General features: G+C 72.2%; 20 protein-coding genes. 5 read left to right on the forward strand and 15 right to left on the reverse strand.

Translation table 11 applies throughout. The features are described 5' to 3' along the window. Positions 1-90 precede the first annotated feature (90 nt). Entirely contained in the window at positions 91-2,361 is a 2,271-nt protein-coding gene (locus tag A3CE_RS0116275; RefSeq protein WP_020641161.1) for a hypothetical protein, read from the forward strand. A 51-nt stretch (positions 2,362-2,412) separates the two neighbouring features. Here the strand turns inward: A3CE_RS0116275 and A3CE_RS0116280 are convergent, their stop codons facing one another. The 5 genes from A3CE_RS0116280 to A3CE_RS0116300 form a co-directional block, all read right to left on the reverse strand. Then, complete coding sequence (locus A3CE_RS0116280) at positions 2,413-3,087, reverse strand: LPXTG cell wall anchor domain-containing protein (RefSeq protein WP_020641162.1); 675 nt, start codon at positions 3,085-3,087, stop codon at positions 2,413-2,415. A gap of 270 nt (positions 3,088-3,357) precedes the next feature. After that, positions 3,358-4,875, reverse strand: a complete 1,518-nt coding sequence (locus A3CE_RS0116285) for an amino acid permease (RefSeq protein WP_026468544.1) — start codon at positions 4,873-4,875, stop codon at positions 3,358-3,360. Positions 4,876-4,973: 98 nt separating this feature from the next. Next, entirely contained in the window at positions 4,974-5,891 is a 918-nt protein-coding gene (locus A3CE_RS0116290) for a cation diffusion facilitator family transporter (protein WP_020641164.1), read from the reverse strand. An 83-nt stretch (positions 5,892-5,974) separates the two neighbouring features. Next, positions 5,975-6,292: a helix-turn-helix domain-containing protein gene (locus A3CE_RS0116295; RefSeq protein WP_020641165.1), complete on the reverse strand. Its 318-nt coding sequence runs from the start codon at positions 6,290-6,292 to the stop codon at positions 5,975-5,977. After that, complete coding sequence (locus A3CE_RS0116300) at positions 6,289-6,651, reverse strand: type II toxin-antitoxin system RelE/ParE family toxin (protein WP_020641166.1); 363 nt, start codon at positions 6,649-6,651, stop codon at positions 6,289-6,291. Before A3CE_RS0116300 ends, A3CE_RS0116295 begins: the two co-directional genes overlap by 4 nt. Before the next feature lie 133 nt (positions 6,652-6,784). Between A3CE_RS0116300 and A3CE_RS0116305 the strand changes: the two genes are divergently transcribed. Further along, positions 6,785-9,715 (forward strand): AfsR/SARP family transcriptional regulator, encoded by a 2,931-nt coding sequence (locus tag A3CE_RS0116305; RefSeq protein WP_020641167.1) that lies wholly within the window; start codon positions 6,785-6,787, stop codon positions 9,713-9,715. Positions 9,716-9,971: 256 nt separating this feature from the next. Here the strand turns inward: A3CE_RS0116305 and manA are convergent, their stop codons facing one another. The 5 genes from manA to A3CE_RS0116330 all read right to left on the reverse strand — a co-directional run bounded on the left by manA (position 9,972) and on the right by A3CE_RS0116330 (position 14,425). After that, positions 9,972-11,198 (reverse strand): mannose-6-phosphate isomerase, class I, encoded by a 1,227-nt coding sequence (gene manA, locus A3CE_RS0116310; RefSeq protein ID WP_020641168.1) that lies wholly within the window; start codon positions 11,196-11,198, stop codon positions 9,972-9,974. A 54-nt stretch (positions 11,199-11,252) separates the two neighbouring features. Beyond that, a complete protein-coding gene (locus A3CE_RS0116315; RefSeq protein WP_043790882.1) occupies positions 11,253-12,347 on the reverse strand; it encodes a hypothetical protein in 1,095 nt (364 codons plus the stop codon). Further along, a complete protein-coding gene (locus tag A3CE_RS0116320) occupies positions 12,331-12,552 on the reverse strand; it encodes a Trm112 family protein (protein WP_020641170.1) in 222 nt (73 codons plus the stop codon). The genes A3CE_RS0116315 and A3CE_RS0116320 overlap by 17 nt, the downstream gene beginning before the upstream one ends. An 84-nt stretch (positions 12,553-12,636) precedes the next feature. Beyond that, entirely contained in the window at positions 12,637-13,992 is a 1,356-nt protein-coding gene (locus tag A3CE_RS0116325; protein WP_026468545.1) for a phosphomannomutase/phosphoglucomutase, read from the reverse strand. A 79-nt stretch (positions 13,993-14,071) separates the two neighbouring features. Continuing rightward, positions 14,072-14,425: a DUF3499 domain-containing protein gene (locus tag A3CE_RS0116330; RefSeq protein WP_026468546.1), complete on the reverse strand. Its 354-nt coding sequence runs from the start codon at positions 14,423-14,425 to the stop codon at positions 14,072-14,074. Positions 14,426-14,504: 79 nt separating this feature from the next. Here A3CE_RS0116330 and A3CE_RS0116335 point away from each other — a divergent pair, with 79 nt between their 5' ends. Next, entirely contained in the window at positions 14,505-14,969 is a 465-nt protein-coding gene (locus A3CE_RS0116335) for a metallopeptidase family protein (RefSeq protein ID WP_020641172.1), read from the forward strand. 67 nt (positions 14,970-15,036) lie between these two features. Here A3CE_RS0116335 and A3CE_RS0116340 read toward each other — a convergent pair whose 3' ends face one another. Both A3CE_RS0116340 and A3CE_RS0116345 read right to left on the reverse strand, forming a co-directional pair. Continuing rightward, positions 15,037-18,315: a glycosyltransferase family 2 protein gene (locus A3CE_RS0116340; RefSeq protein WP_020641173.1), complete on the reverse strand. Its 3,279-nt coding sequence runs from the start codon at positions 18,313-18,315 to the stop codon at positions 15,037-15,039. Between the two features lie 292 nt (positions 18,316-18,607). Then, on the reverse strand, positions 18,608-18,895 hold the full coding sequence (locus tag A3CE_RS0116345) for a WhiB family transcriptional regulator (RefSeq protein ID WP_167379630.1): 288 nt from the start codon (positions 18,893-18,895) through the stop codon (positions 18,608-18,610). A gap of 264 nt (positions 18,896-19,159) precedes the next feature. Between A3CE_RS0116345 and A3CE_RS0116350 the strand changes: the two genes are divergently transcribed. After that, positions 19,160-19,921, forward strand: coding sequence for a site-2 protease family protein (locus tag A3CE_RS0116350; RefSeq protein WP_020641175.1), 762 nt, complete (start codon positions 19,160-19,162; stop codon positions 19,919-19,921). A gap of 28 nt (positions 19,922-19,949) precedes the next feature. Here A3CE_RS0116350 and A3CE_RS0116355 read toward each other — a convergent pair whose 3' ends face one another. Genes A3CE_RS0116355 through mshB form a run of 3 tightly spaced genes read right to left on the reverse strand, consistent with a single transcriptional unit; the run spans position 19,950 to position 21,953 of the window. Further along, complete coding sequence (locus tag A3CE_RS0116355) at positions 19,950-20,729, reverse strand: hypothetical protein (protein WP_026468548.1); 780 nt, start codon at positions 20,727-20,729, stop codon at positions 19,950-19,952. Beyond that, a complete protein-coding gene (locus A3CE_RS0116360) occupies positions 20,722-21,114 on the reverse strand; it encodes a hypothetical protein (RefSeq protein ID WP_020641177.1) in 393 nt (130 codons plus the stop codon). The genes A3CE_RS0116355 and A3CE_RS0116360 overlap by 8 nt, the downstream gene beginning before the upstream one ends. Continuing rightward, positions 21,111-21,953, reverse strand: coding sequence for an N-acetyl-1-D-myo-inositol-2-amino-2-deoxy-alpha-D-glucopyranoside deacetylase (gene mshB, locus A3CE_RS0116365; protein ID WP_020641178.1), 843 nt, complete (start codon positions 21,951-21,953; stop codon positions 21,111-21,113). Before mshB ends, A3CE_RS0116360 begins: the two co-directional genes overlap by 4 nt. Positions 21,954-22,067: 114 nt before the next feature. Here mshB and A3CE_RS0116370 point away from each other — a divergent pair, with 114 nt between their 5' ends. Continuing rightward, positions 22,068-23,849 (forward strand): ABC transporter ATP-binding protein, encoded by a 1,782-nt coding sequence (locus tag A3CE_RS0116370; RefSeq protein ID WP_020641179.1) that lies wholly within the window; start codon positions 22,068-22,070, stop codon positions 23,847-23,849. Positions 23,850-23,949 lie beyond the last annotated feature (100 nt).

The raw sequence follows: 23,949 nt of genomic DNA on the forward strand, positions 1-23,949 counted from the left end.
TGGCGATTCCTCCAAGACTCGATGACACCCGAACACTACCGTTGTCCGCTCGACTGTCCCTAAAAGTGTTAGGAGGCCCTTACCGTGCCCATGCCCGGTCCGGACACCCGCGTCGTGGAAATCCGCGTCGCCGGGCTCGTGGGCACCAGCGGGGAAACGCTGCTCGACGCGGTTTCGACCGTCGACGTCGCCGGCGACGGCCTGGGCCGCGTGATCCGCCCGGCCGACCGGCTGCGGCGGCCGGCGCCCGGACCGGTGCTGCCGGCGCTGGGCCGGACCATCCCCCGGACCCTCGAGGGCTACCTGTGGCATGGCATGACGTCCGGCGGCGCCGCGAAGGCCACCTGGGCCCTGCTGTTCCCGTTCTCCCTGGCCAACGTCGCGTTCTGGATGCTGCCGCCGGTCCCGCCGGACCGCCGTCTCGCGCGCGTCCTCGGCGCCGTGTGCCGCGGCCTGCTGCGCGTCGCCGCCCTGCTGCTGACGATGCTGCTGATGGGCCAGCTCGCGGCGATCGCGCTCGACCTGTTCGCCGCGCAGTGCCTCGCGCCGGCGTCGGGCTGCCTGCCCGCGATCCCCGACGCGGTCCGCTCGGTCCCCGCGCGGATCGCCCTCGGCGTGCTGCCGCTGCTGATCGTGATCTTCGTGCAGCACCGGATTTCTTCGGCGACCTGGGCGGTGCACGCCGACGGCGACCTGACCGGCGGGCCGCTGCGGATGCGGGCCGACCCGGAAACGCCGGCGTTGCGCTGCCTGCACACCGTCGCGGCGCTGGCGTCGGTCGCGTTGCTGCTGCTGGGCGGGCCGTTCCGCGTGCCGGACGACAGTTTCGGCCTGGTCGTGTGGATCGTCACGCTGGCCGTGGTGCTCGCCACCGCCGTCGCGGCCGCGATCGGCGTCGACACCGGCCGGTTCGCCCGGCCCGGCGTGCTCACCTTCGCCGGGCTGCTGGTCGTCGTGGCCGCCGTGCGGCTGGTGCTTTCAAACGGGCCGGGAGCCGGCCCGCTGCCGGGGACGAACGGCGTCGTCGAAGGCCTCGGCGCGGCACTGGTCGGCGTCACGGTGCTGTTCGCGCTGTTCCTGGCCCCGGCCGCGCTGCTGGCCCGGCCCGGGTGGAAGCACAAGCCGCGGCGGCTGCGGCCGTGGATGGGCGGCTGGGCGGCCGCGCCGGTGCTCGCGCTGGCCGGCCTGCTCGGCGGCGGGTTCGGCGCCGGCCTCGCCGAAGCCGTCCGGCGGCTTTCCGGCGCGGGGACCCTGCGCGTTCCCGACACTTACTTGCTGGTCACGGTGCTGTGGGGCGCCGGGCTGGCGCTCGCCGCGGTGCTCGGCGTGCTGGGTTTCGCGGTCGCTGTCCCGGTGCGCCGGCTCCGGCGGGGCATCCCGGAGATCGTCGGGCTGATGGAACTCGACGAACAGCAGGAGACCCAGGCTGCGGCGGCGTGGGCACGGTCGGCGTGGGAACGGCGGCACCTGCACCACCTCGCGCTGGCGGTGGCGTCGGCGATGTCCGCCGGCGGCGCGGCACTGCTGGTGCTGCGCTTCGGGTTCGGGCTGGTGCCCGGCTGGTTCGGGCCGCTGTCCGCGATCGGGGTCGTCGCGCTCGGCGCGCTGGCCGCCGGCCTGCTGCGCGTGGTCTACACGGCCGCGCGGACCCCGCAGCGCAGCCGTCACCTCGGCGCGCTGGCCGACCTGGTCTGCTTCTGGCCGCGGGCCGCGCACCCGACGGTCCCGCCGTGTTACGCGCTGAAAGTCGTCCCGGAACTGGCCGCACGGGCGCGCGAGCACCTCGCCGAGCCGTCGACGCGGGTGGTGCTCTCCGGCTACAACCTCGGCAGCCTGCTCACGATCATGGCCGCCGCGCGGCTGGCGGCCGAGCTGCCGGAGGCGGACCTCGAGCGCGTCGGCGTGCTCACCGCGGGGTCGCCGCTGCAGTGGGGCTACCAGCGGGCGTTCCCGGCGTTGCTGCCGCAGGAGTCGCTGGAACGGCTGTTCGCCGACCTCGACGGCCGGTGGCGGGCGCTGTGCCGCGGGACCGACATCTTCGGCGGCGGCGTGACGACCTGGCGGCACTCGGTCGCCGACCGGCGGCTGCACGGCGTCGGGTTCCTGCCGGACGGCGGCTGCGGCCCGGTGTCGGCGACCGCCGACGAGAACGGCGTCCTGATCCTCGGCGGCGACCACTGGCTGCCGGACCCGCTGCGCGGGCCGACCGGGCGGCACCGCTGGGCGCCGGGGGTGCTCAAGCACCAGGACTACGTGGTCGACGCGGAATGGGACCACGCCGTCGCGATGGCCGCCGGCCTCGGCAAACCGGCCTGCGGCGAGCAGGGTTCGCTGTTCGGCGACTTCCCCCCGAAACGGTGAAGGCCCCTCGCGCGCGGAGCGAGGGGCCTTCAGCCGTGAGCTAGCTCAGCTTCACTCGGAAGCCTTGCGACGGAACTTCAGCAGCGCGAGCAGACCGCCACCGGCGACCAGCAACAGGCCGGCGACCCAGATCAGCCAGCTGTTGTCGAAACCGGTGTTGGCCAGGCCGCCACCGGTGCCCGACTCGTTGCCCGCCGGCACGGCGGCCGGAGCGGTGGTCTTGGTCGGCGAGACCGAGGTCTCCGACACCGGAGCGGCCGGCTTCGTGGTCGTCGGCGTCGACGACTTGGTCGCCGGGGTGGTCTCGGTCGGCTTCGTGGTCTTGGTACCGCAGAAGAACCACTTGTCGATCGTGGTTTCCTTGCGGTCCCTGGTCAGCGTCGGCTTCAGGTCCTTCCAGGGCGCCGTCGGCGAGAGCTTCTTCTTGCCCGGGATGTACTCGTTGAAGCCGTCGTTGCCGCCGATCACGACGATGCGGTTCACGGTCACGCCATCGTGGACCTTCGAGATGGTCAGGGTCTTCTGGCCGACGCCACCGGTGAAGTCGACGTCGTCCTGGGTGACCTTGTCCTGGCCGTCCGCGCACTTCGAGTAGTTGCGGTCCGGGATCGGGTTCGAGCGGTCGTCGGGGCTCCAGCAGGCCAGGGCGGAACCGGCGGTCCCGATCAGGGCAGCGGTGGTGAGCGCCATGACCGCCACGGCGCCGCGGAAGGAACGTCTGCGCATGAGTTCTCCAGTACCGAACGGGGGAGGAACGGCAAAATCGGGGGACCGTGCTACCACTGCCTGTGGGAATCACGCGGCTGTAATTCACCCGTCAGTGGCACACGAAGGATCGAAAGGTATCGCACGTCACCCGACCGCTTACACGGGGTCCCCTATTGCACACGAATCGCAAGATCCTTTTGATCAAGCTGTAACCTCGCACCGCGCAACCAAACGCAAAAAGCCCCGCCGACCTGGGCATCCAGGACGGCGGGGCTTTTCTCGCGCAAGTCAGGTTTCGGGCGCCTCGGCGGGTTCGGCGGCCTGCCGCTTGCCCAGCAGCGAATGCCGGCGGCTGTACCCGAAGTAGATCACCACGCCCAGCACCATCCAGGCGACGAACCGCAGCCAGGTCAGCACGGTCAGGTTCAGCATCAGCCACAGACAGGCGAGGATCGCCAGGATCGGGATCAGCGGCACCAGCGGCACCTTGAACGCGCGGGGCAGGTCCGGCCGCGTCCGGCGCAGGATCAGCACACCGGCCGAGACGAGCACGAACGCGAAAAGCGTGCCGACGTTGACCATTTCTTCGAGCTTGTCCGCCGGGAAGAAGCCGGCGGCGAGCGCGACCAGGCCGCCGACGATGAGCGTCGCGCCCTTCGGCGTGCCGTGCTCGCCGGTCTTCGCCAGCCCGCGCGGCATCAGGCCGTCGCGGGACATCGCGAAGATGATCCGGACCTGGCCCAGCATCAGCACCATGACGACGGTGGTCAGGCCGGCCAGCGCGCCGAAGGAGATGATGTTGGCCGCCCAGTCGACGCCGTTGGCGGAGAACGCCGTGGCGAGGGTCTTGTGGCTGCCGTCGCCCGCCTTGGTCGCGAGGTCCTTGTACGACGTCATGCCGACGACCACGAGCGACACCGCGACGTAGAGCACGGTGACGATCACCAGTGAACCGATGATGCCGCGCGGCACGGCCTTTTGCGGGTTCCTCGTCTCCTCCGCGGTGGTCGCGACGATGTCGAAGCCGATGAACGCGAAGAACACCAGCGAAGCACCGGCCAGCAGGCCGAAGACGCCGAACGAGCTGCTCGCGCCGCCCGCGATCAGGGAGAACAGCGACTGGTCGACGCCCGTCTGACCGGCGCCGCCCGTCTCGCCCGGCGGGATGTACGGCGAGTAGTTGGCGCCCTTGATGTAGAAGAGGCCGAGGATGATCACGAACAGCACCACGGCGACCTTGACGCCGGTGATCACCATCGACACCCGCGACGACAGCTTCGTGCCGACGGCCAGCAGCGTCGTCAGGATCGCCACGACGAGCAGCGCACCCCAGTCGACGGTCACGCTCCCGATTTCGAACGTCGTCTTCGTGCCCTTCCCGAACAGGTAGCCGAGCACCGTCTCGAGGTACACCGACCAGCCCTTGGACACCGCGGCCGCGCCGACGGCGAGCTCGAGGATCAGGTCCCAGCCGATGATCCACGCCATGAACTCGCCGAAGGTGGCGTAGGAGAACGTGTACGCGCTGCCCGCGACCGGCACGGTCGAGGCGAACTCCGCGTAGCACAACGCGGCCAGCGCACAGGCGATCGCGGCGAACACGAAGGCCAGCGAGACCGACGGCCCGGCGTAGTCGCCCGCGGTGCGCGCGGTCAGCGTGAAGATGCCGGCGCCGATGACGACGGCGACCCCGAAGACCGTGAGGTCCCAGGCGCCGAGGTTCCGCCGGAGCTTGGTGTCCGGCTCATCTGTGTCCGCAATGGACTGTTCGATCGTTTTAGTGCGCCACAATCCCGTTCCGGGCACCGTTGACCTCCTGCGGCCGGCCTGCGTGTATCGCAGTAAGTCACCCTAACGGGTCACCCGCGTGACGGCTCGCCGAAAGTCACGAAGTGGATCTTCGGCTATCGCGCGAGGCTCCGGTCGAGATCCGGCTCGAGGTAGATCAGCTTGGCGACCGGCACCTTGGCGCGGACGCGGGCCTCGGCGTCGTCGATGGCCATGGCCACCTCGGCCGTGTCGAGCCCCGGCACCAGCGCCAGCTTCGCCGCGACGAGCAGCTCGTCCGGGCCGAGGTACTGGGTGCGGATGTGGATGACGCGCTCGACCTTGCCGGCGGCGAGCTCGTCGACGATCGTCGCGAGCACCGGCTCGTTGGCGCCTTCGCCGATGAGCAGGCTCTTCATCTCGACGATGAGGATGATCGCGATGACGCCGAGCAGCAGGCCGATCGCGAGGGTGCCGACGCCGTCCCAGACCGGGTCACCGGTGACGACCGCCAGCCCGACACCGAGCAGCGCGAAGACGAGCCCGAGCAGCGCGCCGGCGTCCTCCAGCAGCACCACGGGCAGTTCGGGTTCCTTGGACTGCCGGATGAAGCCCCACCAGCTCGCGCCGCCCTTGATCTTCTTCGACTCGGTGATCGCGGTGAAGAAGCTGTAGCCCTCCAGGCACAGGGCGAGGACCAGGATGATCACCGCGACGATCGGCGACTCCAGCGGTTCGGGGTGGCCGATCTTGTGGATGCCTTCGTAGATGGCGAAGGCCGCGCCCAGGGTGAAAAGCATGAGCGCGACGATGAAGGAGTAGAAGTACCGGTCCCGGCCGTAGCCGAAGGGGTGCTCCTTGTCCGCCTCCCGCCGCGACGTCTTCTGGCCGAGCAGCAGCAACCCCTGGTTGGACGTGTCGGCCAGCGAGTGCACGGACTCCGCCAGCATCGACGACGACCCGGTGACGAGGAAGCCGGCGAACTTCGCCACCGCGATCCCGGCGTTGGCCGCGAGTGCCGCGATGATCGCCTTGGTTCCGCCTCCAGCTGACACGACCGCTCCCCTGGTAGGTCCTGAATGTCCGGGTGGAGCCTAATAGGAACGCGCTCCTGGGACCGCCCCGGCCGGGATTTCGCTCAGGCGATGGCGGCGATGTCACCGTCCTCGAAGTAGATCGCCTGATGCAGGCGGCCGCCCAAAGCCGCGGCGTAGCGGGCGAGCACTTCGAAACCGGAGATCCTTCCCTGCTCGATCTGGGACACCCGGCCCTTCGTCACGCCCATCCGCTCCGCCAGCTGCTGCTGGGTCAGGCCGCGGCTCCGGCGGATTTCGGCGAGGCGGTGGCCCTGGACCGTGGCAAGAAGCTCCTGCTTGCCCGCCTCGACCGCCGCCTCGCCACCGGCTCGTTCGACGTGCGCCGCGCGGACGTCCTTCCAGCGCGCGTACCCGGTCATGGTCGGTCCTCCTCTGCCTGACGTTCCTTCAGATAACGGTCATATCTGTCCTCGGCCAGCGGGATCGCTTCCCGATACCAGGCGTTCCACTGGCCCGCCTTGTCCCCGGCGACGAGCAGGACGCTCGACCGCCAGGGGTCGAAGACGAACAGGATGCGCACGGTGCCTGGCCGCAGCTCCTTCAGGTTTTGGATCTTCGACCCGACAATGCTGTCGACCAGCGGTCTCCCGAGACCGGGGCCGCCTTCGGACAACGCATCGATCGCCTGGACGACACGGGCGTGCGTCGTGTCGTCCAATTGCTCGATCCACTCGAGGACTTCGTCGACGACATAGATGTCCCAGTCCTGACCCGCCATCGCGCGAGTATAGCTATCACTATACTCACCCCAACGAGCGAACGCCAAGCACGGCTGTCCTTCCCGGCCGCCGTTTCTGTCGTACCCCTTCGCTACCGTGGCTTTCCCAGTCGACCACTCCGGAGAAGGTGACATGGCGCACTTCGGCGTGCTCGGGCCGCTCGCCGTCGAGAGCCCGCCCGGGCGGTGGCTCGCGCTGCGCGGGGACCACCAGCGCACCCTGCTGGCCGTGCTGCTGCTCCACGCCGGCCGGCCCGTCCACGTGGACGTGCTGGTCGAGGCGCTGTGGCCGGGCGGCCCGCCGAAGTCGCACGCCTCCAACCTGCACACCTACCTCTCGCGGCTGCGCGAGAAGATCGACGGCCTCCGGATCGAGCACGAGCCGCTGGGGTACCGGCTGCGCGTCGAGCCGGACGAGCTGGACCTGCTCGTGTTCCGGTCCGCCGTCGCCGAAGCGCAGCAGGCCGGGGACGCCGTCGAGGCGTCGCGGCACTACCGGCGGGCACTCGCGCAGTGGCGGGGGCCCGTGCTGGCCGGGTTGCACGTCCCCCGGCTCGACGCCGATGTCGCGCGGCTGGAGTCCGAGCGGCTCGCCGTGTTCGAAGACTGCGTCGACGCCGAACTCGCCGCCGGGCGGCACGGGGAGCTGATCGGGGAGCTTCAGGCCGTCGCCGGCGAGCACCCGCTGCGCGAACGGCCGGCCGCGCAGCTGATGACCGCGCTGCACCGGGCCGGGCGGCAGGGTGACGCGCTGGAGGTCTACCGGCGGCTGCGGGCCACGCTGGTCGACGAGCTCGGCGTCGAGCCCGGTGCGGAAGCCCGCCGGGTGCACGCCGCCGTCCTGCGTGGCGAAGACCCCGTGCCGCGGCTGCCGCCTCCCGTCTGGCCGGTGTGCCAGCTGCCGCCGGACATCGGGGACTTCACCGGCCGCGACGCCGAGCTAGCGGAGCTGACCGGCGTGCTCGGCAGCGGCGCCGGTGTCCCGGTCGCGGTGCTCAGCGGCGAGCCGGGCGCGGGCAAGAGCACCCTCGCCGTGCGCGCGGCGCACCGGCTGCGGGCGCGGTTCCCGGACGGCCAGCTGTACGTGCCGCTGGCGGACCGCGACGTCGGCGACGTGCTGGCCGACCTCCTGCGCGCGCTGGGCGTGCCCGGCCCGGCGGTCCCGGACGACGTGCGCGCCCGCGCGGCGGTGTTCCGCGGCCGCCTCACCGACCGGCGGGTCCTGGTGGTGCTCGACGACGCCGTCGACCCCGAGCACGTCCGCACCCTGCTGCCCGGCACGCCGGGGTGCGCGGTGCTCGTGACGAGCCGTCGCCGGTTGAGCGGGCTCGCCGGCGCGCACCGGCTGGCCCTCGGCCCGCTCTCCGGCGCCGACGCCACCGAGCTGCTGAACCGGCTCGCCGGGACGCGGGCGGCCCGGGAGGGCGCCGACGCCGAACGGATCGTCGCGGCGTGCGCTCGGCTGCCGCTGGCCCTGCGGATCGCGGGCAGCAGGCTGGCCATCCGCCCGCACCTGCGGCTCGCCGAGCTGGCCGACCGGCTCGAAGACGAGGTCCGCCGCCTCGACGAGCTGACGGTGAGCGACCTGGCCGTCCGGAGCAGCATCGCGCTGAGCTACGAAGGCCTGCGGCCACCCGCGCGGCGCGCGTTCCGGCTGCTCGGCCGGTGCCGCCTGGCCGACCTGCCGGCCTGGGCGGTCACGACGCTCGTCGGCGACCCGGCCGCCGACGAGGCGGTCGAAGAGCTCGTCGAGGCGAGCCTGCTGGAGGCGCACGGGGTCGACCGGACCGGCGAGGGCCGGTACCGGATGCACGACCTCGTCCGGCTGTACGCCGCGGAAGGCCCGCCGGAAGAAGGGGGCGCCGACACTGTGCTGGCCGCGACCTTCGCGCTCGCCGACGCGGCCGCGGCTCGCCTGCCGCGCACGGTGCCGATGCCGGCCATGGCCCACGAGCCGCTCGCGCAGCCGTTGCCGGACGCGCTGGTGGCCCGGCTGCTGGGACGTCCGGACGAGTGGTTCGCGGCCGAGCGCGCGAACCTCGTGCGGCTCATCGGGTCGCTGGGCACGCGGGAAGCGTTGCTGCTGCTGGACAAGCTCGGCGTGTACTTGTACCTGCACGGGCACTACGCCGACCTGCGCGCGGCCTACGAGACCGTGCTGGCGACGGCGGACGACCGACGGCGGGCCGTGCTCGCCGAGGCGCACTTGGCGCTGCTGCAGCACGCGCGGGGGCAGTACGAGGAGGCCGCCGCTTCGTATCGCGAATGCGCGAAGGAGCTGGAATCCCACGGCGACCGCCGCACCCACGCGTGGGTTTCGGCGAACCTGGCGCACTGCCTGATCGGGCTGGGCCGCGCCGAAGAAGCACTGCAGACCGCGGCCGAGGCCCGCGAACTGTTCACTGTGGACGGTCAACCGGAGGCGCCCGGAGTCCGGGCCGCGGAGTCGGCGGCGCTGCTCCGGCTCGGCCGGGTGGCCGAAGCACGGGACGTCGACCGGGCCGCGTGCGCGTCGGCGCGGGAAACCGGCGACCCGCGGCAGATCGGCACGGCGCTGCACGAGTTCGCGTGGTCGTCGCTGCTCACGGGCGACCACGCGGAAGCGGCGGCGGCCATCGCGGAGTCGGTGGACCTGCTGCGCGAGACGGTGGCGCGTTCGGCGCTGGCGAAGTCGTTGCGCACGCTGGGCGCGATCTCGGCGGCGACGGGCTCCCGTGACCGTGCGACGGCCGCGTTCGAGGAGGCCCGCGGCATCGCCAGGGAGCTGGACGAACGTCCGCGCGAGCTCTCCTGCACCCGCGCGATCGCCGCGAGCTGGGTCGGCGAAGGCCGGGCGGCGCAGGCGATCCCGGTGCTCCGCGCCTGCCTCGACGAATTCCGCGAAATGGGCGGCAAAGCCGCGACCGGCCTCACCTGGTTCGTCCTCCACCGAGCCCACGCGGCCGTCGGCGACGAGGCCGCGGCGTCGGAAGCCGCCGCCGAGGCCGCGCGCCTGGCCGACCCGCGTGACGCCAGCGCGGCCGCCGTCCGGCGCGTCCTGTTCGCCCTCACCGAACCGGCTTGAGGTGGTGCCGCGAGGTGGTGCCGCCCCCTCGCGGCACCACCTCAAGCCCCACGGACGCCGGGCGAACCCGACCGGCGCCACCCCCAGGGAGCCGGCGGCGCGCATCAGCGCACCAGGGTCATCCCCTCGGGTGTAGATCGTGGCGGAAGCCACCACACGGAACGCACACAGAAACCGCCACCCCCAACGCAGCACACAACCGCCGGCCGCGCACCAGTACGGCCGGCCCGGCAGCTGATCGATCTGCCGCGGCTGGTCAGTCGCAGGTACCCGCCGTGGCGCGGAAGAGCTGGGAGCGCGCGCCGCCCCGGGCGCGGATCTTCACCGGCGGGTCCGCCGCCGGCAGCCACACCGACTGGCCGCGGCGCAGCTCGACCTGCTCGCCGTCGTCCGCCGTCACCAGCAGGGCGCCCGCCGTGCACAGCAGGATCTGCGGGCCCACGCTGTCCACGGAAATCTCGTCGTCCTGGCCCTCGGCCCACTCGACCCGCGACAGCTCGAACTCCGGCGCGTCCGTGCGGTACACCGCCATCCGGTCACCGACGTCACCGCACTGCACCGGCATCTCGCCGCACGCGAAGTCCACCACCCGCAGCAGCTCCGGCACGTCCACGTGCTTCGGCGTCAGGCCGCAGCGCAGGATGTTGTCCGAGTTCGCCAGGATCTCCACGGCGGTGCCGTGCAGGTACAGGTGCAGGTTGCCGGCCGGCAGGTAGATCGCCTCGCCCGCGCGCAGCGTCAGGCGGTTCAGCAGCAGCGCCGCCAGCACGCCCGCGTCCCGCGGGTGTGCCTCGCCCAGCTCCAGGATCGTCCGGCACTCGGCCGCGAACTCGCCGTGTTCCTGGACGTGCCGGATGCAGGCGTCCAGCACCTCCGGCAACAGGGCGTCCAGCGACGGCTGCGGCAGCGTGATCCACGTCGTGAACAGCGCCCGCAGCCCCGACGGGTCCGGCTGCGCCTCGATCAGCCCGGTGTACTTCGCCAGCCCCGGCGTCTCGATCGCCTTGAGCAGCTTGACCGTGCGGTCCGGCGCCCGGAACCCCGCCAGCGCGTGGAACTCCGTCAACGCGCAGACCAGCTCGGGCTTCGCCGTCGGGTCCGGGTAGTTGCGGTTCGACGCGTCCCGCGGGATGCCCAGCCGCTCCTCACGGGCGTGCCCCTCCGCCGCCTGCGCCGCCGACGGGTGCGCCTGCATCGACAGGGGCTCCTCCGCCGCGAGGATCTTCAGCAGGAACGGTAGCCGCCCACCCCACCGCGTCGCGCACCGCTCGCCGAGCTGCGTCACCGGGTCGGCGTCCACCAGTTCCAGCAGGCTCCGCTCGGTCCCGTCCGGGCCGATGACGTGGGAAGGGTCACCCGGGTGGGCGCCCATCCACAGCTCGGCCTCGGGGTGCGGCGCGGGTACCGGACGGCCCAGCAGCTCGGGGATCGCCGTTCGCGATCCCCAGGCGTAGGGCCGCACCGCGTTGCGCAGCAGCTCCACTGTCACCTCAACTCCACTCCTTCGGCACCGGCCACGGCCGGTGCTCGGCGGGTCTCACGCCGTCGCGGGCGCGAAGCGACCCGCGCCGCCGATGCTGCCCGCCGCCAGCCCGAGATAGACCGCCGCCAGTTCGAACCGCAGTGCCAGCACCGCGGCCCGCACGATTTCGTCGGCCTCGATCTCCTCGGCAGGGGCGATGACGTCCGCACCCGGCAGCAGATCCTCGGCCTGGTAGCGCGCCGCGTCCGTCGCCGGACCGGTCCGCACCGAGAGGAGCAGCACCCGGGTGGGGATGTCACCAGAGGGATCGTCCGGATCGGCGAAGATGTCACGCTCCCGGCCCCCCGATTGCGCTGCCCGCCGCAATGCGGGGCGCGCCAGGGCCTGACGATAGTCCTCGACGTCGCACACCGTGGCCGCGTGGGCCGCGAACGCGTGCGCAGCGTGTTCGCCGACGGCCACCGCGACCGGGTCCAGCCCCCACAGCAGCGGCACGTGGTCGGCGACCCGCAGGGCGAGCGCCTTGGCCGGGTTCTCGAACGAGTCCCGGGCCAGGTAGTCCTTCTCGGCTTCGAGGTCCAGCTGGTCGGCGAGCAACTCGACGTCGGAGATCAGCAGACCCAGCGCGTTGGCGGTGAGCAGCCCGGCGGCCAGGCCGCGCGGGAACGCCAGCTCCGGCGGCACCGGGATGCGCGGCGCCAGCAGCAGGCCCTTGCCCGCCACGGCGGCCGCCACCGGCCCTTCGGACGGCGCCGACAGCACCACCGATGCGCCGTAGCGCGCGGCGCGCTCCAGAGACGCGGCGAGCTCGCGGTCACCGGGGTCGTCGGTGTGCGCGAACACGACGTCGAGCGCGCCGATCCAGCTCGGCACCACCTCGGCGACGACCACCGGGACCGGGCACGACGGCGCGAGCAGGGCGGCCAGCAGCCGCGTGAGCGTACGGCTCACCCCCGGCCGGTCGATCAGCACGACGGCGCGCGGGCGGCCCATGTCGAGCCGCTCGGACAGCCCCAGCTCCGCGGCCAGCTCGGCGGCCGCCCGTACCTGGGCGCCGGCCATCGCGGCGGCACGGAGCAACCCCGCGCTGTCGGCCTCGGCCAGCCGCGCGGGATCGTCGAGCAGCGAGTCGTCAAGCACTGTCGGCATCGGTTTTTCCGTGGTCCCCGGGCAACGTCGCCTCGTCGAGGAGCAGCACCGGGATCCCATCACGGACGGGGTACACGCGACCACATTCGGTGCAGGTCAAGGCGTCGGCCTCGGGGTCGTCCGGCGCGCCCGGCCGAAGGGGGGCGTGATCGGGCGACGGGCACGCCAAGATCTCGAGGAGCTGGGCGTCGAGCGTGAAGGCCATGGTTCCTCCATACCACGCGGCGAGGTGTGATGAAGGGCACTTCAGGACACAGTTCGTCCTGGCCGCCCCTCATCGGTGGACGGGTCAGCTGCGGATGAGCGCGAGTACTTCGTCCACCAGCCCTCGCACGGCGTCGGTGTTCGCGGCCTCGACGTTCAGCCGGAGCAGTGGTTCGGTGTTCGACGGGCGCAGGTTGAACCAGGCGCCGCCCGGCAGCTGCACGGTGAGGCCGTCCAGCTCGTCGATCTCGACGCCGGTACGGGCACCGAAGGCGTCCTTGACGGCCATCATCTTCGCGACCTGGTCGTCGACTGTGGAGTTGATCTCACCCGAAGCCGCATAGCGCGAGTACGCGCTGGTCAGCTCCGACAGCGGGCCGTTCTGCTCGCCGAGCGCGGCGAGGACGTGCAGCGCCGCCAGCATGCCGGTGTCGGCACGCCAGAAGTCGCGGAAGTAGTAGTGCGCGGAGTGCTCGCCGCCGAAGATGGCGCCGGTGCGGGCCATCTCGGCCTTGATGAACGAGTGGCCGACGCGGGTGCGGACCGGCTTGCCGCCGTGCTCGGAGACGATCTCCGGCACACCCTTGGACGTGATCAGGTTGTGGATGATCGTGCCGCCGGGGTCCTTCGCCAGCTCGCGGACGGCGACCAGCGCGGTGATCGCGCTCGGCGAAACCGGCTCGCCGCGCTCGTCGACGATGAAGCAGCGGTCGGCGTCGCCGTCGAAGGCGACCCCGGCGTCCGCGCCGACCTCGCGCACCTTCGCCTGCAGGTCGACGATGTTCGCCGGGTCGAGCGGGTTGGCCTCGTGGTTCGGGAAGCTGCCGTCGAGCTCGAAGTACATCGGCACGACCTCGATCGGAAGCCCGGCGAACACGGTCGGAACCGTGTGCCCGCCCATGCCGTTGCCGGCGTCGACGACGATCTTCAGCGGACGGCTGCCGGACAGGTCGACGAGGTTGTTCAGGTAGGCCGCGTAGCCGGCGAGGACGTCCCGCTCGGTCACCGAGCCGCGCTGGCCCTCGAACCCGGGCACGCCCTGCTCGACGGTGTCGCGGATCTCGGCGAGCCCGGTGTCCTGGCCGACCGGGGACGCGCCGGCGCGGCACAGCTTGATGCCGTTGTACTTGGCCGGGTTGTGGCTGGCGGTGAACATCGCGCCCGGCATGTTCAGCGAGCCCGACGCGAAGTACAGCTGGTCGGTGCTGGCCAGCCCGATGCTCACGACGTCGAGGCCCTGCGAGGTGACGCCCTCGGCGAACGCCGCGGACAGGGCCGGCGACGAGTCGCGCATGTCGTGGCCGATCACCACCGACGGCGCCTCCGGCTTGATGAGCAGGGCGAACGCCGCGCCGAAGTCGCGGACGAGGTCCGCATCGAGCTGCTCGCCGACCACGCCGCGAATGTCGTAGGCCTTAACGATGCTCGAAAGGTCTGGCACGCCGTCTCCCGCGAATAGTCGTCCTGGCGCCCGCTGCGCCGCGCGGAAAGCCTACCGGCGGTGTGAGCGGGTTACGCGTTCAGGCGCGGCCCGGCAGCACCCGCAGGTGGCCGCGGCGCCCGGACGGGCCCTCCGGCTCGGGAGCGGGCGCGGGTTTCCCGGGGCGGCCGGCCTCGCGTACGGCCTCGGCCAGCGCGGTCAGCTCGTCGGCCGACGGGTCCGGTGCGGCGAAGGCGCCTTCGTGCCGGACGACTTCCCAGCCCTTGGGGACGGTCAGCCGCAGCGCGTGTGCTTCGCAGAGGTCGTACGAATGCGGCTCGGAGGCGGTGGCCAGCGGGCCGACGACGGCGGTGGAGTCACTGTAGGCATACGTCAGCGTGGCCACTGCTGGCTCGAGACAGCCAGTACGCGAACACTTCCGTACGCTCCGCACGAGTCGAAACGATAGCGCGTCGCCGCAAGGTCGGAGGAGCGACACGCGCTGCGACCCGCCGACCGCATAGACTTCCGGAGTGGCGACGGCTCGTGATTACCGACAGCGGCGGCGCTCGCGACGGGACCGGCACGGCCGGGGCCTGCGCGGGACGCTGTATCCGGCGACCCTGCCCGCCGCCGCGAGCCGCGCGGAACGGTTCGACGCCCTGGTGCTCGACGCGCTGGAGCCGATCGAGGCCCGCTGGCGCCACGAGCTGACGAAGCTCGACGTGGCGGTCGACGACGTGCCGGAGGTCCGCGAAAACGGCAACACCCCGGCGGACGGTGTCCTGCACGACGGCGCGGTGCCGCTGTCGCGGCTGGTCCCCGCGGGCGTCGACCGCACGGGCCTGCCGACGCGGGCCCGGATCGTCCTCTACCGGCGGCCGCTGGAGGCGCGGGCGAAGGACCCGTCGGAGCTGGCCGAACTGGTGCACGACGTGCTGGTGGAGCAGGTCGCGGGCTACCTCGGCGTGGAACCGGACGTCATCGAAGGCGAGTAGCGCGACCGGATGTCGTGAACGACTCGTTCATGACATCCGACGACATGAACGAGTCGTTCATGGCGGTTCAGGGGCGCCGCCGGGCCGGGACCGCCGTCAGGAGCGTGAACAGCACCGCCGCCAGCTGGGCCAGCAGCAGCAGGTTCCGTTCCGTGCCCGGGTACTCGACCGTCACCTCCGACGACGTCGGCGGCACCGACACCGCCACCTGGTGGCCCCACGCCGGCACGATCGGCACGCTCTTGCCGCCCACCGAAGCCTTCCAGCCCGCCTCCTGCTCCGCGGCCAGCACCAGCAGCCGCCCGGTGGGGCCGTCCGACACGCGCACCCGGACGTCCGGCAGGCTCGCCCGCACCGGTGCCACGCCCGGCGCGTTGCCCGGCGCGCCGCCGCCCGTGACCGCCGCCTTCGCCTGCTCCGGCGAGATCAAGATCACCTGACCGGCCGGGGGCAGCAGGCGCAGCACGCCGCGGCCGTCCGACGTCGGGGCGGCCACCGAAACCATGTCCTTCGCGAGCGGCAGGTACACCTGCGGGTCGACGCCCGGCGGCAGCACCACGTACTGCACGCCGGCCACGGCGGCCGAAGCGAACCCGCGCTGGACGGCCGCCGCGTCACCCTGGCCGAGGTCCCGGCGCCACGAAGCCAGCCGGGTGGGCGTTCCGGGCGTCGGGGCCAGCTCGTCGTCGCCGTAGTGGGGCAGGCGGCCCCCGGACTGGCGGGTCGCGTCGGGTGCCAGGTCGAGCACCGACCGGCCGGACGCGGCCAGCTCGGCCGCCACCTCCGGCGCGAGCGAAGGCCGGTCACCCGCGCGAAGAGGTCCCTGGGAGCCGACGACCACCGCACCGGCCGCCAAGGCGAGGAACACCACGACCCCGGCGACCGCGAACACCTTCGGCAGCCACGTCGCCGGGATCCCGGCCGAGCCGCCGCGGTGCCACGAACCCAGCACGACCCACAGCAGCCCCGCGCCGACGATCAGCAGCGGCACGCCCGCGTAGCCGTGCGCCGCGGTGCCGCCCTGCATCGGCGTCGCGGTCACCAGCCGCACCAGGACCAGCCCGCCCGCGCCCAGCGCGGCCAGCGCGAGCCCGCCCGCGGCGAGTTTCGTCGGCCGCACGACCAGCGCCACCAGCGCCGCGGCGATCACGGCCACCCCGATCGGCCAGGCGCCCGGCCCGCCCGGGTCGAGCCCGGCCAGATCGGTGCCGGAAACCGCCGAAGCCGCGCCGCCCAGGCCCTGCACCAGCAGTTCCGGGTGCCGCAGCAGCACGGTCGGCCACGGCAGCACCAGCGCCAGTGGCAGCAGCACCACGATGCCGACCGACGCGATCCGCCGCGCCAGCCCGGTCGGCGCGGGCAGCACGACGAAGCCGATCAGCAGCCCGGCCAGCGCGAGGCCGTGCGCGAGCGGGGAGAACGCGCCGAGCAGCGCGACGCCGAACGCCGACAGCGCGGACACGTGCAGCCAGCGCGTGTCCGCGTGCGTGAGCAGCCCGGCGATACCCGCGGCCACCAGCGGCAGCACGAGGTGCACCACGACGACGTCGAGGCGGCCCTGGGCCACCCCGGCGGTCGCGGCCGGCAGCAGCGCGTAGGTCGCGGCGACGACAGCGCGTACCCAGCGACGCACGCGAAGCCGCCGCGTCGCCGCATACGCGCTCAGCGCGGAGAGGGGAATGTCGCCGAGGAGCAGCACGGCGACCAGCGCCGCCGGACCGCCGATCGGGGCGAACGCCGCGCCGAGCGTGCCGAGCACCGGCAGCGTCGCCGACGCGGGGGCGCCGGTGCCGCCCGCGATCGCGTGCCACGGCGTGAGGTAGGACGACCAGATCTCCCCCAGCCCGCCGACGGGGAGCAGCTTGCCGCCGAAGAGGTCGAGGCCGAGCCGGGCCCGGTTGACGACCAGCCCGAGCGCGGTCATCACGACGAGCAGCACCACCGGCGGCGCGAAGATCGTGGCCGCGAGCACGCGACGGCGGTTCACCTCGACGAAGACGAGTTCGGGCTCCGGCGCCGCTTCGGGCTCTCCGGCTTCGAGCGTCTCTTCGGCAACCGGTGCCGGGGTTTCCGGCAGCGCGACGGCGACGAGCGTGCCCGGCCGGCGCAGCCCGGACCCGCGTGAGCTGAGCCCGCGCAGGGCGCCCGCGGGCAGCGCGTCCGGCCCGACGGGACGGTTCTCGCGGGCATCGAGCGCCTCCGGCGTCACCCACGCCGATTCGGTTTCGACGGTCTCGGGCACCCGGCCGAGCGCGACGTCGTTCTCGACGCCGCGGCGCACCAGGCCGATGACGCCGGCGCGGACGGCGTTGCGCAACCGCGTCCAGCGGCCGGTGAAGAGCCCGCGAACCGTGCCCGGCCGCGGATTCCGCCGTCGATGGGCCCGCGCGGCACGCAATCGGCCGCGTCCACTGAGGAGGTACGCGGCGGCGGCGAACTCGGCCCGCGCTTCCCCGGTGCGGCGCAGCAGGACGAAGGCCAGCGCGCGCAGCACCGACAGGAGCGGGAGCCGGATCATGCCCAGCCAGAAGGAAAACGGCGAGCAGTTCACCAGGAACACCCGCAGCCCGTGGGCGCGGTTCGCGGTGGGCAGGGGCCCGGCGACCGCGTCCGCCGTCCGGCGACCGGTGGTGAGGGCACGCGCGTGCCGCACCCGCGCGGCCGGCACGGACAGGACGATGCCGCCGGCGGCGTTCGCGCGCCAGCCGAAGTCGAGATCTTCGCGCAGCAACGGGAAATCCGGGTCGAACCCGCCGAGGGCGTCCCAGGTGTCGCGGCGCACGAGCGAGCCCGCGCTGGGTACGGCGAGCACCTTCAGCGGGTCCTCCCCGGTCGCGGCGACCTGCTGGCGGTGTCCCGAGGCGTCGGTGGACAGGCCGGCTTCGACGATCAGCCGCGGATCCGTCCAGTCGAGCCCGAGCGCGCCGAGCACGGTCGCCGACGGCGTCTTGGTGGCGACGTCCAGCAGTTCCGCGAGGCAGTCCGGCTCGGGCGCGCAGTCGTCGTGCAGCAGCCACAGCCACGAACCCGGGTCGTCGCCCCACCGCTCGGCGGCGTGCTCGACGGCTTCGGCGACCGCGGCGGCGAAGCCGGCATCACTCGAAAGCGTGACAACACCGGAAAGCACGGGGGCCGAGCCGGGACCGGGATCCTCGGCCGCTTCGGCGAGCAGCCGCGGGGTCGCGTCGGTGGAACCGGTGTCCACGGCGAGGACGTGCCGGGGCCGGACAGTGCTGCGGCGCAACGCGGAAAGCGCCAGCGGCAGCCAGTTTTCGCCGTTGTGACAGACCACAATGGCCAGAACGGGGGCGGTGCGCAGGGCGGGCGGCGCGGCGGTGCGGGGCAACGAACGCTCCTGATCAGGCGGCAGTCGGTGCGGCCACCCTACGGCCCCGGTCCGTCACCCGATGGTGAACCCACGCCGAGACTTCCCCAAAGGGAGATCGCCGGCGACGCAAGCATCACCGGCGATTTCCGCAGTTCCACTGTGCGGACGCGACGTAGACACGAGTTCAACGCGGACTCGACCACGCGCGGGGGTCCGGGGGCTTGCCCCCGGGCGGGGTCTGGGGGTTGCACCCCCAGAAGACGCTGAAACGAGCGAGCATGGTTCGCGCGTTCCGCGAACACACCTCTCCCTAGATAGCTCGTTTCTTCAGCTTGCGGCGCTCCCGCTCGGACAGACCGCCCCAGATGCCGAAGCGCTCGTCGTGGGCCAGCGCGTACTCAAGGCACTCGTCCTTGACCTCGCAACCCAGGCAGATCCGCTTGGCTTCGCGGGTGGAACCGCCCTTCTCGGGGAAGAACGCCTCCGGGTCCGTCTGCGCGCACAGGGCGCGCTCCTGCCAATCCTGCTCTTCTTCGGTGGCATCGATGAGCTCGGTGAGATCTCCCAGAGCCTGCTCCGGGATCTCGCCCCAACTCATGACGTGCCCCCATTCCTTCCCATCGGCTTCCAACCGCACGTCCGCCTCCTCGCTCCCTAGCACTCCCCAGGCTGGCGGTGGTGAAACGACACTCGCCGTCCCCTCTCGGCGGCGAATGACATCACTGTGATTACACCCGTGTAGTGCGGTCAGGTCAAGCGGAGTAGCGAGTTCGGGGGACGTCCGCGCCCGATCGCGCAAGGGGACACGCCGGTAACTTCACACCGGGCATACGGAAGACTGGAGCACGTGCAGAAGTCAGCAGTGCGTCCCAGCCCGGTCTTCCTCGGCATCCTCGCGCTCACCGCCGCCGGTGGTGTCATGGCCGCGTTCGGTGACATCAACACGATTTTCGTCCGCGACCGCGACCCGCTGCTCATCGCCGGTGTCGTGATCTTCGTCGCCGCCGGCTGGGTGGCGTCGCTGTCGCTGCACGAGTTCGGCCACGCGATGGTCGCTTACCGCGGCGGTGACTACAGCGTCGCCCACAAGGGTTACCTGACCCTGGACGTGCGGAAGTACACCGACCCCGTCCTGTCGATCATCCTGCCGCTGGTCTTCCTGATCATCGGCGGCATCCCGCTGCCGGGTGGCGCGGTCTGGATCAACCGCGGCGCGCTCCGCTCGCGCGGGACGTCGTCGTGGGTGTCGCTGGCCGGCCCGCTGAGCAACCTCGCGGTCGGCGCGGCGGTGGCGCTGGTGGTCGCGCTGGTCCCGATGTCCGGCGGCCTGGTGATCGCGATGTCCTACCTCGCGCTGCTTCAGATCGTGACCTTCATCCTCAACATCCTGCCGATCCCGGGCCTCGACGGCTGGGGTGCGATCGAGCCGTACCTGCCCCCGCGGGCCCGGGAAATCGGCGCGCAGGTCCGCCCGTGGGCACCGATCATCCTGTTCGCGATCCTGTGGTTCGTCCAGCCGGCGAACGCGGCCCTGTGGAAGGGCTCGTACGCGCTCTTCGGCGCCTTCGGGGGCTATGTGGACGGTGCGCAGATCGGGTTCAGCGTCTTCCAGTTCTGGAAGTGAGGTTTGGGCCGGGCGCCGCGCGGGAAGATCAGGTGCGGCGCTCGGTCAGCCAGACGTGCGCGCGTTTCCAGACGACCCGCAACCCCGAGCGCTCGCCGAAGTAGTCCCCCGCCGCGCCGACGACCGGCAACATGCCGATCGCCCGGTGCAGGATGTTGCCGCGCGGCCGCTTCTCGAGTTCTCCGGTGATCGCGAGCAGGCCACGGCCGAGCCGCCAGAGCGTGCCCGCCGCCGCTTTCACCGTCGCCTTGCCGTGCTTCTTCTCCGACGCCGTCAGTTCTTCGGTCAGCTTCGCCGCTTCGTCCGCCTCCGCGGCTTCGTCGTGCTCCGCGTGCCGGCCCGCCGCGAGGTCGGGGTCGATGTCGCGCTCGAAGAGCACCCACGCGATGAGCCGCACCCGCGTGCCGACGTCGGTGACGCCGTACTCGCCGGCGATCGCGCACAGCAGCAGGCCCTGCGACGCCGACCCCAGCGCGTCCTGCACCGGCAGCCGGTCGGCGAGTGCGCCGCCGAGGCCCGGGATGGACGTCAGCAGCGCCGTGAACCGGCCGACGCGGTTCATCCACCAGCTCGACCGGTCGTAGCCGGTCATCCGCGCCCACGCCGCCGTGCCGGGGACCTTCACCGACGTGACGCCGTGGATCAGCTTCGCCTTCAGCCCCGATTCGACGCCGGCCAGGTCGGTCTCCGCCCGCGCCTGCAGCCCGAACGGGTCGGACTCGCGCAGCGCGTCGAGCATCGGCCCGCACGCCCGCACGAACGGCCGCAGTACGGCCACGACCTGCCGGTCGGAGATCGCCTCAGCCACGTCCCGGTCCCCTTCCCGCAGTACGGCCCAGCCCACCGCCGAGCACCATGGCGCCCGGCAGCGCGCTCGCGCCGAGCAGCAGCAGGGCCCGCCAGTCCTGGATCAGCACCAGGTCACCGCCCGGGCCGAGCATGCCGACGCCGAACACCACGAGCACCCACACCGCCAGGGGTACCCACGAAAGCCCGGGCCGCACCAGCTTGGCCGTCGTCGACACCAGCCACGGCGTGGTGACCGCGCCGACGAGGACCATCACCGGCACCGGGACCACCCCGATCCGCAGCGGCAGGAAGAACAGCTCCAGCACGGCGAGCAGCACCGTGTCGAACGCGAGCAGCAGCAGAAGCAGCCGCTGGTCCCAGGTGAGCGGTGGCGGCACGGTCACAGCCCGCCGAAGAGGTCGTCCGCGGCACCCTCGGCCGGGCCGTGGGCCAGCACGAAGTAGTCCTTCGCCAGGATCGGCTGGGCGAGCTCGTTCGTCAGCGCGAAGTACGGGACGCCGTCGTCGACCACGGCGAGCTGCGTCGCGTGCGCGCGCAGTGCGGCCAGCTTCGCGGGGACATACGCGGCGACGTCGAGCACCGTCGTGATCTCTTCGTCGGGCGTCGTCGGCACCTCGTCGTCCGCGGGCACGTCGAAGATCGGATCGTGGGCACGCAACGCGGTCAGCCCGGTGCGCACCGCGTTCCTCGACGCCACCGTGTGGAACACCCGCTCGACCGGCTTCGCGCGCGACGCCGCGGCCATCGTGATCTCGTGGGCGCGGACGTGGTCGGGGTGGCCGTAGCCGCCGAACGCGTCGTAGGTGACGACGACCTGGGGCTGGAACTCGTCGAGGATTTCCGCCAGCTGCGCGGCCTGCTCGCCGGCGGAACCCCCGGTGAAGGCCCGCGGGTGCGACGCCGACGGCGTGCCCGCCATGCCCGAGTCCCGCCACCGGCCGATTCCGCCCAGGTAACGGTGCCTCGACACCCCCAGCGCGGCGCAGGCGGCCTTCAGCTCGGCGACGCGGTAGCCGCCCAGCTGGTCGGCGCCATGGGCGCGCAGGCCCTCCAGCTCGTGGAGGCCGGCCATGACCTCGCCCTCTTCACCCAGCGTGCAGGTCACCACGGCCACCTCGGCCCCCTCGGCGGCGTATCGTGCGATCGTGGCGCCGGTGGTGATGCTTTCGTCGTCGGGATGGGCGTGGACGAACAGCAGCCTGCGCGATACCGGGGAGATCACGGGTTGAGCGTAATTCCCGTGCTCCGACCTTCGTCGGGGACACCCTCGGTTATCCTCGCGCGAGTCGCGACCGCCGCGTCGTGACCGTCTGTACCCCCACGAAGGGCCATCTTGGTGAGCACTGAAGCAACTTCGGCGAACGTCGCCGACGTGTCGGGATCCGTCCTGTCCATCTCCGACCTGAGCGTGTCGTTCCAGACCGAGGACGGCGTCGTGGACGCCGTCAAGGGCATCGGGTTCGACGTCAAGCCCGGCGAGATCGTCGCCGTGGTCGGGGAGTCCGGGTCCGGCAAGTCCGTCACGTCGATGTCGGTGCTGGGCCTGCTGCCCAAGACCAGCCGGATCGCCGGCGAGCTGCGCCTCGGCGAGCGCAACCTGGCGGATCTCAAAGAGAAGGACATGCAGAAGATCCGCGGCAACCAGGTCGCGATGATCTTCCAGGAGCCGATGACGGCGCTGAACCCGGTCTACACGGTCGGCTGGCAGCTGCGCGAGGCCCTGCGCTCGCACCTCGAGATCTCCAAGGACGCCGCCGACAAGCGCGCCGTCGAGCTGCTCGACATGGTCGGCATCCCGAACCCGGACCTGCGGTTCAAGCAGTACCCGCACCAGCTCTCGGGCGGCCTGCGCCAGCGCGTCGTCATCGCCATGGCGATCGCCTGCGACCCGAAGGTCATCATCGCCGACGAGCCGACCACGGCGCTCGACGTCACGGTCCAGGCCGAGATCCTCGGCCTGCTGCGCAAGCTGCGCGACACCCTCGACACGGCGATCGTGCTGATCACCCACGACATGGGCGTCGTCGCCGACATGGCCGACCGCGTCATCGTGATGTACCAGGGCGAGATCGTCGAAGAGGCCCCGGTGCGCGAGCTGTTCGCGTCGCCGAAGGAGGACTACACCCGGCGGCTGCTCGCCGCGGTGCCGGTCCTCGGCCAGCGCCCGGAGGGCCGTCGCCTGCTCGACGACGCGGGCATCGACGCCGACAGCACCGAAGCGGCCAAGATCGCCGAGGAGATCCGGCTGGCCGACGCCGAGCTGGAGGCCGTGATCGAGGAGGCCGCCCCGGCCCTCGAGATCAAGAACCTGGTGCTCGAATACCCCGGCCGCCGCGGCCAGGGCAAGAACCGCGCGGTCGACGACGTCTCGCTGACCATCGCCAAGGGCGAGATCGTCGGCCTGGTCGGCGAGTCCGGTTCGGGCAAGTCGACGGTCGGCCGCTGCGCCGTCGGCCTGCTGCGCGCGACCGAGGGCACGATCGCGATCGCGGGCAAGGACATCACGAAGATGTCGGCGAAGGAGATCCGCCCGCTGCGCCGGTTCTTCTCGATCGTGTTCCAGGACCCGGCGTCGACGCTGGACCCGAAGATGACGATCGGCGAGTCGATCGCCGAGCCGATGGTGCTGCACAAGGTGCTCGCCGGCAAGGAGCTGTCGGCGCGCGTGCGGTCGCTGCTCGACAAGGTCGAGCTGGGTGGCCACTACATGAACCGCTACCCGCACGAGCTGTCGGGCGGCCAGCGCCAGCGCGTGGCGATCGCCCGCGCGCTGTCGCTCGACCCGGCGCTGCTCATCGCGGACGAGCCGACGTCGGCGCTGGACGTGTCGGTGCAGGCCCGCGTGCTGGACCTGTTCCTGGACCTGCAGCAGTCGCTGCAGTTCGCGTGCCTGTTCATCAGCCACGACCTGGCGGTGGTCGACCTGCTCGCCGACCGAGTCGCGGTGATGCAGCACGGCAAGCTGGTCGAGGTCGGTACGCGTGACCAGGTGCTGCACTCGCCGCAGCAGGACTACACGCGGCGCCTGCTGTCGGCGGCGCCGGTCGCCGACCCGATCCTGCAGGCCGAGCGCCGCGCGGCCTGGGAGGCCGGCAAGCTGGCCCCGGTGGCCGACTGAGCCCCTGAACACCCGGAAGGCCGCCACCTGGCTCAGGTGGCGGCCTTCGGCGTCTCACGGGCCCAAACGCCCCAATGCCACATTGGGGCGTTTGAGAACC

Origin of the sequence: Amycolatopsis balhimycina FH 1894 (assembly GCF_000384295.1) — a bacterium.
GTDB classification, from domain to species: Bacteria; Actinomycetota; Actinomycetes; order Mycobacteriales; family Pseudonocardiaceae; genus Amycolatopsis; species Amycolatopsis balhimycina.